Annotated in this window: 15 protein-coding genes and 1 pseudogene; 8 read left to right on the top strand and 8 right to left on the bottom strand. The window is 58.1% G+C overall.

Going from position 1 to position 10,871, the window contains the following annotated elements; genetic code table 11:
- From AAAB35_RS01395 to AAAB35_RS01420, 6 genes are all read right to left on the bottom strand, one after another.
- A partial coding sequence (locus AAAB35_RS01395) for a flagellar motor protein MotB (RefSeq protein WP_340666465.1) occupies positions 1-239 on the bottom strand: 239 nt, incomplete at its 3' end.
- On the bottom strand, positions 236-892 hold the full coding sequence (locus AAAB35_RS01400; RefSeq protein WP_340666466.1) for a hypothetical protein: 657 nt from the start codon (positions 890-892) through the stop codon (positions 236-238). The genes AAAB35_RS01395 and AAAB35_RS01400, both read right to left, overlap by 4 nt.
- A gap of 1 nt (position 893) precedes the next feature.
- Positions 894-2,540, bottom strand: a complete 1,647-nt coding sequence (fliF, locus tag AAAB35_RS01405) for a flagellar basal-body MS-ring/collar protein FliF (RefSeq protein WP_340666467.1) — start codon at positions 2,538-2,540, stop codon at positions 894-896.
- Positions 2,541-2,863: 323 nt separating this feature from the next.
- Positions 2,864-3,505, bottom strand: a complete 642-nt coding sequence (locus AAAB35_RS01410) for a tyrosine-type recombinase/integrase (RefSeq protein ID WP_340666468.1) — start codon at positions 3,503-3,505, stop codon at positions 2,864-2,866.
- A gap of 5 nt (positions 3,506-3,510) precedes the next feature.
- Entirely contained in the window at positions 3,511-4,137 is a 627-nt protein-coding gene (locus AAAB35_RS01415; protein ID WP_340666469.1) for a hypothetical protein, read from the bottom strand.
- A 169-nt stretch (positions 4,138-4,306) separates the two neighbouring features.
- Positions 4,307-4,750 (bottom strand): hypothetical protein, encoded by a 444-nt coding sequence (locus AAAB35_RS01420; protein ID WP_340666470.1) that lies wholly within the window; start codon positions 4,748-4,750, stop codon positions 4,307-4,309.
- 253 nt (positions 4,751-5,003) lie between these two features.
- Here AAAB35_RS01420 and AAAB35_RS01425 point away from each other — a divergent pair, with 253 nt between their 5' ends.
- The 8 genes from AAAB35_RS01425 (at position 5,004) to AAAB35_RS01460 (ending at position 10,172) form a co-directional block, all read left to right on the top strand.
- The gene (locus AAAB35_RS01425; RefSeq protein WP_340666471.1) at positions 5,004-5,900 is read left to right on the top strand and encodes a toprim domain-containing protein; all 897 of its coding nucleotides are present in this window, start codon (positions 5,004-5,006) and stop codon (positions 5,898-5,900) included.
- A gap of 74 nt (positions 5,901-5,974) precedes the next feature.
- Positions 5,975-7,231 (top strand): virulence-associated E family protein, encoded by a 1,257-nt coding sequence (locus tag AAAB35_RS01430; protein WP_340666472.1) that lies wholly within the window; start codon positions 5,975-5,977, stop codon positions 7,229-7,231.
- 114 nt (positions 7,232-7,345) lie between these two features.
- Positions 7,346-7,585: a hypothetical protein gene (locus AAAB35_RS01435; protein WP_340666473.1), complete on the top strand. Its 240-nt coding sequence runs from the start codon at positions 7,346-7,348 to the stop codon at positions 7,583-7,585.
- A complete protein-coding gene (locus tag AAAB35_RS01440; protein WP_340666474.1) occupies positions 7,582-7,857 on the top strand; it encodes a hypothetical protein in 276 nt (91 codons plus the stop codon). Before AAAB35_RS01435 ends, AAAB35_RS01440 begins: the two co-directional genes overlap by 4 nt.
- A gap of 411 nt (positions 7,858-8,268) precedes the next feature.
- Positions 8,269-9,321 carry a peptidase U35 gene (locus tag AAAB35_RS01445; protein ID WP_340666475.1) on the top strand — a complete coding sequence of 351 codons (1,053 nt, stop codon included), beginning with the start codon at positions 8,269-8,271 and terminating at the stop codon, positions 9,319-9,321.
- A 76-nt stretch (positions 9,322-9,397) separates the two neighbouring features.
- Complete coding sequence (locus AAAB35_RS01450; RefSeq protein ID WP_340666476.1) at positions 9,398-9,610, top strand: hypothetical protein; 213 nt, start codon at positions 9,398-9,400, stop codon at positions 9,608-9,610.
- A complete protein-coding gene (locus AAAB35_RS01455) occupies positions 9,607-9,951 on the top strand; it encodes a hypothetical protein (protein WP_340666477.1) in 345 nt (114 codons plus the stop codon). The genes AAAB35_RS01450 and AAAB35_RS01455 overlap by 4 nt, the downstream gene beginning before the upstream one ends.
- The gene (locus AAAB35_RS01460) at positions 9,948-10,172 is read left to right on the top strand and encodes a hypothetical protein (protein WP_340666478.1); all 225 of its coding nucleotides are present in this window, start codon (positions 9,948-9,950) and stop codon (positions 10,170-10,172) included. The genes AAAB35_RS01455 and AAAB35_RS01460 overlap by 4 nt, the downstream gene beginning before the upstream one ends.
- Here AAAB35_RS01460 and AAAB35_RS01465 read toward each other — a convergent pair.
- Complete coding sequence (locus AAAB35_RS01465; RefSeq protein ID WP_340666479.1) at positions 10,169-10,567, bottom strand: hypothetical protein; 399 nt, start codon at positions 10,565-10,567, stop codon at positions 10,169-10,171. The two genes, AAAB35_RS01460 and AAAB35_RS01465, sit on opposite strands and share 4 nt — an antisense overlap.
- A gap of 96 nt (positions 10,568-10,663) precedes the next feature.
- Positions 10,664-10,871: pseudogene (locus AAAB35_RS01470) on the bottom strand (hypothetical protein); the annotation flags it as partial.

Raw genomic sequence — 10,871 nt, forward strand, 5'->3', positions numbered from 1 at the left:
CCCTTAGGCTGCGCTTGCCGGTCCATCAGCTTTACAGGATTGAAGTAGCTGGCGACGGCCGCCTTCGTTTCCTCATTGGCGGCATTGATCAGCCACATGACGAGGAAGAACGCCATCATTGCCGTCATGAAGTCAGCATAGGCAATCTTCCAGACACCGCCATGGTGCCCTTCCTCGCCGTCCCCGCGACCTCGCCGGACAATGACGATCTCACGGTGCGTTTCAGGGTCGATGTTCATCGGCTTTGATCCTTCAACGCGTCGATCAGGCGGCCAAGCCGGGTCTCGATAACGACATCATCCAATTTCAGGGAGAGTTCCGATTGACTGGCTTCGCTGAAGGTGAAGCGGATCGAATCGATCTCAGGCCTGGCGCGCAACGCATCAAGCAGATGGCGGGGGCCGGAAACATCAACGAGCAGTCCGTCGAACCCTCGCGTCAGCCGCTCGACTTCGGCGACAAATCCCTCGATTGCGCGTTCGCGTAGCTTGGTCTCGATGAGTGGCGTAAGCACCGCCGCCAATGCGCCCGATAGCTCGGCAGCTACGGCCCCCAGGCCTTCGCTGAGTTGCGCAGCAAGACGTGCGCCGGTGTCCGCGAGGAAGGTGGCATCTGCCGCGGCGAGCTGTTCCTGGAACTCCCGTTCCAGCCTGACCTTCTCGGCCTCAAAGAGCACGGCCGCTTCCGCCTGCCCCGACTCGCGTCCGGCCGCAAAGGCTTCCTTGACCTTCAACTCATAATCGATGATGTCGACGATTTCCTCTGCGGGCTCTGCTGTTTCCTCTAGCGAAACCGTTCGCTCACGCGTGCCGGTAAAAACCGTGACGCGATCTGCCGACACCCGCTTCGGGGCGAAGTCGGTGAGGACGCTGGCTACGGATCGTGCGCTCATCTCAGGCCGCCTCGTGAACCCATTGTTTCAGGATCGCGGCCACCCGCTCTTCATCCATGTCGATCATCTGCTCGAGACGGTTCTGGGCCGGGACACGCATGCGCCGTCTGAGTTCGCTGAGATCGTCATAGGGCATGCTCTGTTCCGAGCGAACTGGCGCAACGACGGGAAGATTGGTCGCTGTTGCAACGTTCGGAATGTTGAGAGCCGAGGCGCCGGCGGTTTGCGGCACATCCGGCCCCTTGCCAATCTCACGCATCAATGGCCGGACGCCGAACCAGACAATGAGGACAACCGCGGCAACAAGAGCGGCAGCATTGACGAAGCTGCCAGCCTGGCGGAAGATCATTTCCGATAAGGGCGTCGATGTCGGTTCCATGTGTTCGTCCGCCGTCTCCATGAAATTGACAGCGGTTACGTTGATGATGTCGCCCCGTTTCTGATCAAGGCCCGCAGCCGTTGCCACCAGCTCGGTGATCTTGGCGATCTGCTGGTCAACGAAGTTCGCGGGCGGAGGAGTCGTGCCCGCGGTCTGCATCAGACGCGTCTGATCGATGACGACCGCGATCGAAAGTCGCTTGATCTGGTAGCTGTCGCTGGTGGTCGAGACCGTTTTCGAATTCAGTTCGTAGTTGGTCAATTCCTCGCGCTTATCGGTCTTTTCCGACGAACTGTCGCCATTCTTGCTGGCAATCTCTTCCTGCGGGATGTTTTGTTCGACGCCGGTTGCGTTGTCACTGGTCGAATTCTTCGAATCGCCGCTCTCGCGGACGACCCGCACCGAACGTTCGACGCGCGATTCAGGATCAAATACGGTTTCGTTGGTCTGACGCCGATCGGTATCAAGCGTCACCTGTACGCTGCTCTGGAAGTGACCGACCCCGAGATAGGGCGCGAGTGCCTTACGGATGTTTTCGTCAATTGAGGCCGAGACATTCTGTTCGAGTGTGGCCGACATTACCGCGCCAGCACTCGTTCCATCATCCTTCGACGCGAGAAGACGGCCGTTGGTGTCAAGAATGGTCACCTCGGCCGCGGTGAGCTGCGGCACCGCGGCGGCTACAAGCTGGCGGATCGATTGGGCGGATTCGATGGCAAAATCCCCCTCGGTGCGAATGACGACAGAGGCGGACGGCGCCTGGTCCCCGCGGCGGAAGCTTCCCTTCTCAGGAAGTACAATGTGAACGCGCGCTGCCTTGATACCGCGAATTGCCTGGATCGTTCGGGAAACCTCACCTTCGAGCGCACGTACGCGCGTGATCTCCTGCATGAACGATGTGAGGCCAAGCGATCCCATATTGTCGAAGAGTTCATAGCCGGCGTTGTTGCTGGTGGGCAGGCCTTTTTCAGCAAGATACATGCGCGCCTGATCGGCCTTGCCGAAGGGGACGAGGATCGATGTTCCGTCGGATTTGACATCGAAAGGGATGCCCGCTTCGCCAAGCGCCATGCCCATGCGGTTCACATCATCGCGGCTGAGACCGACGTAAAGCGTTTCGTATTGCGGGCGATTAAGGTAGAAGCTCGATGCCAGTATGGCACCGAACAGCGTCACACCGACAATGCCGAGGGCGATCAGGCGCCGTGCCCCAAGCTTCTTCAACGCGGCGAAAAGCTGCTCAATTGTCTGCCTTATGTTCTTTTCCATCGATTCCCACCACGATCCGCTAACAGAACCATAGAGGCCGAAGCTTGCGCGAAGTTAGAGCCGTGCATCGGCTCGGCTCGATCAAAATTTTTCGGTAGTATCCCGCTAGTACCGCTAGGCGATTGGCATTTGCTAGGCTTTCTCCGTTTCAGATTGGGAGGAAGCCACAATGCCACGCACCAAGATCCTTATGATTACCGGCGACTACACCGAAGACTATGAGACGATGGCACCGAGTATGGCAAGAACGAAATATCAATAGGTTAGATCGTGGTTTCTCAAACATGGAACCCCAAAACGGGGCTAGTTTCTCAAACAGGGTTCTACTTTCGTTCCCCTTTGAGCGAGACAATGTTGCTCGATGCGCCTGCGGCTTTGGCCCTGTCGGCCTGCCGCTTTTCGAGACTGGCGCGACGCAGCTGGACGGCTTGAATTGCTGCCCTCTGCTTTTCCATATCCTGCACGTAATGCATGACGTGCTTCGGCGATTTGTGACCGCTGATCGCCATGATTTGCAAGACGTTGCCGCCACCTTCTGCAATGCCGTTCATGCCGCCTTTTCTCAAACCATGGCCGCTAAAGGTGTGCTGATGGGTTTCCATACCCTTCTTGAAGACAGGCAGGCCAGCGGCAATGAATGCCGGACGCATGACGTTGTGATAATTGGCTGGGGTCAGCGGATAGCCGAGATGCGAAAGCAGAATGAGATCGTCTGCGGCTTGGCGGCGGCTATTTCCCTTGTATTGGGCGAGAACGCCCGCATATGAAGGCTCGTTGAGCTTCTTGTATTCCATCATATCGAGCCATTCCTGCATCTCGGCCTTGTAAGCGTCGAGCGCTTCCCGCAAATCCGGGTCCACCGGAATCACAACGGTCTCTTGCGTCTTGTGCTGGGCATGGACATAGATGGCCTCATAGGTTTGGCCGTCATCGGCAATCAAAGTGATGATGTCGCTCCATTTCATGCGGATCAGATCGCTCTTGCGCTGGCAGGTATGATAGCCAAGTTCGAAAATGGTCTTTCCAGGCTGCCGAGCGGCCAGCGGTCGCGGAATTTTTCGAGATCGCCTTCTTTCCACGTTCTGAAACCTTTGCTTTCGACCGGCTTCGGAAAGATATAGCCACGTGTTGGATCTTCAAGATCGAGGCTGCGAAACAGCGTCCTGATCGAATCGATATGAGCGCGATGCTGAAGAGGCCGCAAATCACCAAGGAAGTCGGCAAGGTATGCCTTGGTGAGATCGCCGAGAATGGCATTAGGGCGCTGTTCCGCCATCCGCCTCAAATGTAGCTTGCGCTTGTATTGCGTGTCAGGGGCGAGATTCTTATAGGGGATCGAACGCAGGCAACGCTCGACCGCTTCGCTGAACGTCATGTTCATTCCCGAACCGCGACGTGATGAAAGCGGCCTTACTGGTGCTTCACCGCCGCGTGCCTTTAAGTATTCGCGCTCCCAGTCCGGCGTGTCAGTTTGGGCGTGGACGCGGATTTCCGGTCCGCCGTCGATGGGTGTGACGTAGCAATACTTGATTGCACCGCTTCGGTCTCTGACCCAGCGCGTGCCGGGGAACCGATTTTTAGTCTTGGGCCGTCCCATGAGTTTTTCTTCCTTTCCAGTATGTTTTCGTCAGCGGTGATATCGGGGTCACCGACGAGAAGCTCGAATGTTCCGTCCCCGTCGAATCTGATGGATTGATTGGCACGCCAGCCTGTCGTGCTGCCTTCAAGGCAGTCTTCACGTTGCGCTGGATGACGTAGTTGGCCACTTAGGCCACCTTGTTCTTGCCGATTTCTGCCGCGCGTCCGAGAACGTCGCTGAACAGGGCGGTCAAATCGATAACCAAAGTAGAAGGCCTATCCAGCGCCACCCGCTGCCATACGCCGACTTTCCACTCACCATGGGTTTTCGTGAGATAAACCCACCTGTTCTGAACCTTGGCCAACAGGTCGTCGGTGGGTTCCAGCAGCAGCGTTTCATCCTGAAAGACGGACTGAGCAAGGGAATTCGCGGCACGGACGCCGACGCCATAGGTGATGAATTGATTGAGCAGGCCCAAAAAGCAGAGATTAAAGGCAGAGAAGGTGGCGCGCTGGCCTTTTTCAGCTCTCACGTCCGGCAGTGTTATCTGACCCTTCAGCAGCCATTTCTGAATGCTCTGTTTGGTAGAGCCGATGCAGACGGCGGCATTGCCGATTTCCAATCTTTCCATTTTGACCGTCCCATAGGGTTTCCAAAGGGTATCCCATAGGATATATCATGGATTATGGGGAAAACAAGCAGGCAATACCAAAGGAACCACAAAGGAATGAGGCCCCGCACGCCGAAGGAGCAGCGTGAAGGGCCGGGATGCTTGGAATAGGGAAAGTGCCGTTCTCGAAGGGGCGGTCTGATATATAAGGCATTTCGGCCATTTCGGCAATTTCTTCGAAGCGTGCGGACCCAGCTAACGAAAGGGTTCCGCAATGCTGCCTATCACTGACCTTGCCGGCCGCCTTGGCGGCGAACTGCACGGTGACCGGATTCGGTGTCCCGGTCCTGGCCATAGCCCGAAAGACCGCTCGCTTTCCGTTCACTTCAAGCCTGACGGTTCATTCTCTGTCTGTTCGTTTGCCAACGACGACTGGATGACATGTCGGGATCATGTCAAAGCGCTCTGCGGTATGCCGCAGTTCGAAAGCCGCCACGAGCGCAGCATCGCACCACCGTCGAAGCGCAACGTTCGCATCGAGACGAAGAGCGAGCAGCAAAAGATTGCCCGCTTGTGGCGTGAAGCGCTGGTCCCGCAAGGCACTTTGGTAGAAACCTATCTCAACCGGCGTGGGTTGATCCTGCCTGATGACGTCGCGATGCGTACCATTCGCTTCCATCCGGCCTGCCCATGGCAGAACGAGCACGGCATTGTCATCCGCGCGGCGGTCATGTTGTGCCGCTATGCACCGATTATTGGTGACACCGATCCTGACGCGCCACCCATGGCCCTGCACCGGACGCGGCTTCGCGCAGACGGATCGGGGCATCTCGGCAAGAAAATGTCCGGCAGTCCACTCGGCAAGGTCATCAAACTGACGCCGGACGAACTGGTGACCGAAGGGCTGTTCCTGACGGAAGGCGTCGAAACCGGCCTTGAAGCGTGGAAGCGTGGTCTGCGTCCGATATGGGCGACATCGACCGCTGGTGCATTACGCACCTTCCCCGTGCTGCCGGGTATCGAACACCTGAGTATCTGCGCCGACCACGACCAGGCTGGCTTGCTTGCGGCGCAGGAATGCGGCGAACGCTGGAGCGGTGCCGGAAAAGAGGCCTGCATCCGTTTTTCCAGCAAATTGGGCAATGATCTTGCCGATGAGGCGTGGCTATGAGCAGTAGCGAGGACGAAAAGATCGTCTATATGACGCCGCCGCCCGCCAAGAGCCGCGTTGCCAACCCGTTGCAGGTGCGACAGGAACTCAACCGGCACGGACTCACCAAGGATCTGGTGTGCTTCGATTCCTTTTCGCACCGGATCATGCTGGTGCGGCCTATCCCGCGTCCCGGCCTAAAAGCACCGAAGTCATTCGAGCCGCGCGAGTGGCAGGATACCGACGACACGGCACTGACCGAGCATCTGAACAGTCGCGGTTTTGTCCGCATCAGCCGCGGCATGGTGCGCGAGGTGATCGATTTGGAAGCGCGGGCGCACGCCTATCATCCGATCCAAGACTATCTCCAGGGGCTGCAATGGGACGGCGTCAAGCGCCTGTCCCGCTTCCTGGTCGACTACTGCGGCGCGGCGATCAATGGGGATACCGGCGACGAAAAAGCGGCGGCTCGGCAATATGTCGAAGCGGTGACTCGCTGCCTGTTCATTTCAGCGGTGGCCCGCGTCTTCGAACCCGGCTGCAAAAACGACCATGCGGTGATCCTTGAAGGTGGACAGGGCACGCTGAAATCAAGCCTGTTGCGGACCTTGGCCGTCAGGGACGCGTGGTTTTCCGACAGTTTGCCGCACAATCTCGGCTCACGCGATGCCCGCCAGCACCTGATGGGCGTCTGGATTGTGGAACTCGCCGAAATTGCCCAGTTCAAGAAGTCCGAAGTCGAGGCGGTCAAGGATTTCCTGTCCTGCCAGACCGACAGATTCCGTCCGCCCTATGGCCGTTCCGATATCGTTGCGCCGCGACAATGCGTGCTGGTCGGCAGCACCAATTCCGACGTCTACTTCCACGATACCACCGGCAACCGGCGCTTCTGGCCGGTGCGTATCACCGCAATCAAACTTGGCGACATTCGCAAGATCGTCAATCAGCTATGGGCGGAAGCCTATGACGCCTGGCAAGGCGGCGAAAAATGGTGGCTCAGCAGCAAGATCGAAAAAACCGCCGCCATGCACCAGGACGACCGGCTTGAGCGCGACCCATGGCACGACGATATCGCCATGTACGTCGATAGCCGCGTGACCGGCAACCAGTTCACCACTGCGGATGTGCTGAAACTTTTGGATATCCCCGTGGCGCGGCGCGAACGCACCCACGAGATGCGCGTCGGCGCAGTGCTGCGGCTGTTGGGCTGCACCCGCAGAAAACAATGGAACAAGGAGAGCGGCAAACCGCGCTGGGTCTACCAGAAGGGCGTTCCCGACATCGAGGAAGAAGCCGAAGAGAGGGAGGAAAACAGTGGGTTTAAGGGGGGATTCAATGCACGCCGTTTTTAGGGGGCTCCTTCCCACCTACCCACCTTCCTACCTAGTTAAACATTATACGCGCGAGGCTACTCACAAAAGTTTGCGACTACTTGTGGGGAGGAAGGAAGGAAGGAAATTTCGGCGATGATCTGGCGCGTATCTGTTCTCACCCATCAGGAAGATGATGACGTTCCCGGCCTGCGCCGTGACCATACCTATCGCCTTATCGCAGACCACATCCTTGGGGTTATCGACATCATCAATCGCTTCAACCATCAAAGCATCATCTACATCATGATTGAACCTATTGGCCTGCTCGACTCTTGGCGTCGCAAGTGCAGGTCGACGAAGACCGGCCTTTCGAGCAAAAAGGAAAGACGATGACGACCGCAAGTGAACGGGCGATGGCCTATGTCCATGAACTGATACATGTGCCCGACGAGAACTCTGGCTGGACGCTTACCGATGTAGTCATCACCATGCTGCGTGATGCCAAATGCGAAGATGATCTCACCCACATTGTCTGGTTTCTCGCCGGTTACAACGCCGCGATCATACCTGATTGCCTTGACGACGACGAGAAACAGCAAGTTATCGCTCTGGTCATCAACTATGTGCGTGGCGTATGCGCGGACAACTTTCGTCTTCTGCATTGACTTGCAGAGTGGGGAATGCCGAAGGTAGGGGGGGAACGAAAAGGGAACATCCGCCCCCGTCTGGGGAGCGCGTGGGCCACTCTTTTCCAGTTTCCGCGTATTTATGTTGCGTGAAGTTGGCTCGAAACGAAATATTGTTGCTTTTTCCGGCTTCCACAAAGTCGCGCGAACCGGGGTTAATCTCAACTTTTCTTCAGAGCAATGGCGATTAACTATCCGGATTCGCTGATAATTACCAGCCGTCGCGTAGTATAGAATCCACAAACTGCCGCGCGGAAAGCGAAATTTCCTTTTCGATGTAACACAAAGGTTACGCCGACGCAGCTAGCGTGGTTGTTGCCGTGTACTTTGGTCGATCGGCAGGCTGGACGACAAAATCACCCTTCCTGCACACGGCTGGAGGGTTTTTTTATGGACGACACATCCACCGCCCTGCGCGAACTCAGCCACATCAAGGATTTGTGCATCGGCCTGTCGCGCGCCGTCCGCACCAGCCGCCGCGACGATGCCGCCACAACCCTTATCCGCGCCCTGGTCGTCGCCTTCCTTAGCCACGACCGCAACAATCAGGGAAAAAACGCCGATATCGTGCAGGTGGCCAACGCCCGCTATCCGCAGGGACAGGCGCAGAAGATCATCGACGTCATGCAGGATTTGCCGGCCTTCGTCGCACGAGCGACGACGCAACCCGCACAGACCACCGTTGCAGGCTGGGCGGCCGAACTGGCGCAACAGGGCACATCCGGCATCGTCGCCATGCTGGCACCGAAAAGCACCTATGCCGCACTGGCGGCGCGCGGCCTGCGCTTGTCGTTTGCCGGTATCGGCACAATCAAGGTCTTGAGCCGTGGTCCTGCCAATATCAGCGGCGTGTTCGTCGGCGAAGCTGCGGGAATTCCGGTTCGCGCTTTGAGTCTTGCCGCCACCAGCATCGCGCCTTGCGCGGCCAAAGTGATTTCGATTTTTACCGCCGAACTTTCCCGCCGTTCGACGCCGAGCATCGAAGCCGTCATCCGGCAGGCCATCGCCGAAGATACCGCCGCCGCTATAGACGGCATCATGATGGGCGCATCCGCTCCCACAGCGGTTTCGCCTGGCGGTCTGCTCAATGGCGTCACCCCGCTCGCCGCGACGGCTGGCGGCAGCACCGCCGCACTTTCTGGCGATCTCGGCAAGCTGGCAGGCGCAGTCGCCGCGCCGCAGGACTTGATTTACCTTATGCCGGAAGCCGAAAGAGTCCGCGCCCTGACACTGGCCCCCGGCCTTATTGGCGTCACCATCATTTCGACGCCTTCACTCGCCGCGAAATCCGTCGTGGCCCTCGATGCCGCCGATTTCCTTTCCGGCGAAACCGACACGCCCAGTTTCGACGTGACGTCGCAGGCGACGCTGGTCACCGCGGATTCCGTGCCGGTCGATCCGTTCGGCACCACGCCGACGTCGAGTCTTGGCAGCAGGATTTGATTGGAATCCGCGCGCTCTTCGATTGCACCTGGGCGATGCGCATGAACGGCAGAATCGCAACGATCACAGGTGTGACATGGTGATTCAGCTGGTCAGTACCGCGAAAACCGCAAGCCACAAGTCAGCGGCTGACGCGGCGGAAGGGGCCGGACGCGAGAGTGCCGCGCCGGCTTCTTCTCTTTCCCGTTCCGCCTACGCGCTGCTGCTTGGCGAGACGTTGCTCGCTATCTGCGAACTTCGGGTGAAACTCGACAAGCTGAAGCAGGCGTTGAAGGAACGGCACCAATGAGCGAGACGAAAAAAATCCCAGTGGGCGAACGGTTGCTCGACCCGGCGAAAATCAGGTTCGATCCCGATGTTGTCATCGGCACCATTTCCCAGATCGTCGGCGAGCAGCGGGCGGAAATCATCGGCATCATCGAGCAGCAGTGCGAGACTTTCGACGACAGGCTCGCCGATCTGCGCCGATCCCTGAAGCTGGAAATGCGCGAAACCGCTCTCGAAATGGAAGCCGCGCGCGACAGTTTGAGCCGCGAAAACGAGTTGTTGCGGCGGGATATCGTCGCCCTTCGCGCCGAATTGGATGGCCTGCGCAAGGCAGTGTCCGTCATCCAGCGGTGGTCGAAATGACGACGCGCAACCGCCTGCACCATACCAAATGGCGCACCGGCATCGACGAGGCCGAGCCGGAATCTGCCGACGAAACCGTTCTGGCCATAAGGGCCGATGGCGTCGCCGTCATCGTCACCGTCGCGGACGATGGCAGTTACGAGCGCGAACTTTCCTTCTCCGAAATCATGACGGAACTGCATGAGCGGCTGGGACGGAATCTGGCGGGGAAATATTGCTAACTTACCGCTAGCGCGGCCCAATTAGTCCAGCGGCTTCGGGCATGGATGCGTCGTGCTGACGGCGCGGAAGCACTACCGACCCAATAGTTCTTGTCGTTGTCATTCTTTTGGTTGCTAAATTGCGCGTCATCATCAGGCTCGAATTGCTCATCCCCCAGCGACGGACCGAAGTCCGTTTCGACGTTATTCAGCCGCTTGCAGCAAGAGTCCGGTCGGCTTGTCAAACCGGTTCGTTCCCTGCGTTCCTTCCCTGAATAGGAAGAAGGCCATCGGCAAAAGACTGGCCACTCCACCAATTCGAGGCGGCGTTCGATGCGTTCGATCCGCTGGTCGAAGCCATCCTCGTCAATGCGGATGATCACTCCGTCCTCAAAGCGAAATACACCGTTCTGCAAGCCGCTGGCATTTCCCTTGCAAAAAAGCAGCCCCCTCATTCGCGAGGGGTAAGTTGGGGCAAGCTCTTTGTCAAAACTTGCCCGGGTATTTTAGCGCTAGCCTTTGCCGCCGTGGCCCTTCGTGCCAGTAGCGTTTTCGGCATTGTTTTGAGCGCCGGAACCGCCGGGAGCTGTTTGGTCGCCGTTGCCGAACCCATTGTTGCCCTTCGGCTTGCCGCCGACCGAGATTGAGCTGGTGGTGTTGGGGTCGATGCCTGGCTCAGCACCAGCGGCTTTCGCGACGTCGTTGGAGGCACTTGCTTCC

Origin of the sequence: Phyllobacterium sp. (assembly GCF_037994425.1) — a bacterium.
Classification (GTDB): Bacteria; Pseudomonadota; Alphaproteobacteria; order Rhizobiales; family Rhizobiaceae; genus Phyllobacterium.

Coding starts and splice junctions, on each gene's coding strand:
- AAAB35_RS01460 (WP_340666478.1), top strand. CDS start 9,948: ATGACGACGCGCAACCGCCTGCACCATACCAAATGGCGCACCGGCATC.
- AAAB35_RS01410 (WP_340666468.1), bottom strand. CDS start 3,505: ATGAAATGGAGCGACATCATCACTTTGATTGCCGATGACGGCCAAACC.
- AAAB35_RS01435 (WP_340666473.1), top strand. CDS start 7,346: ATGATCTGGCGCGTATCTGTTCTCACCCATCAGGAAGATGATGACGTT.
- AAAB35_RS01450 (WP_340666476.1), top strand. CDS start 9,398: ATGGTGATTCAGCTGGTCAGTACCGCGAAAACCGCAAGCCACAAGTCA.
- AAAB35_RS01425 (WP_340666471.1), top strand. CDS start 5,004: ATGCTGCCTATCACTGACCTTGCCGGCCGCCTTGGCGGCGAACTGCAC.
- AAAB35_RS01455 (WP_340666477.1), top strand. CDS start 9,607: ATGAGCGAGACGAAAAAAATCCCAGTGGGCGAACGGTTGCTCGACCCG.
- AAAB35_RS01440 (WP_340666474.1), top strand. CDS start 7,582: ATGACGACCGCAAGTGAACGGGCGATGGCCTATGTCCATGAACTGATA.
- AAAB35_RS01445 (WP_340666475.1), top strand. CDS start 8,269: ATGGACGACACATCCACCGCCCTGCGCGAACTCAGCCACATCAAGGAT.
- AAAB35_RS01400 (WP_340666466.1), bottom strand. CDS start 892: ATGAGCGCACGATCCGTAGCCAGCGTCCTCACCGACTTCGCCCCGAAG.
- fliF (WP_340666467.1), bottom strand. CDS start 2,540: ATGGAAAAGAACATAAGGCAGACAATTGAGCAGCTTTTCGCCGCGTTG.
- AAAB35_RS01420 (WP_340666470.1), bottom strand. CDS start 4,750: ATGGAAAGATTGGAAATCGGCAATGCCGCCGTCTGCATCGGCTCTACC.
- AAAB35_RS01415 (WP_340666469.1), bottom strand. CDS start 4,137: ATGGGACGGCCCAAGACTAAAAATCGGTTCCCCGGCACGCGCTGGGTC.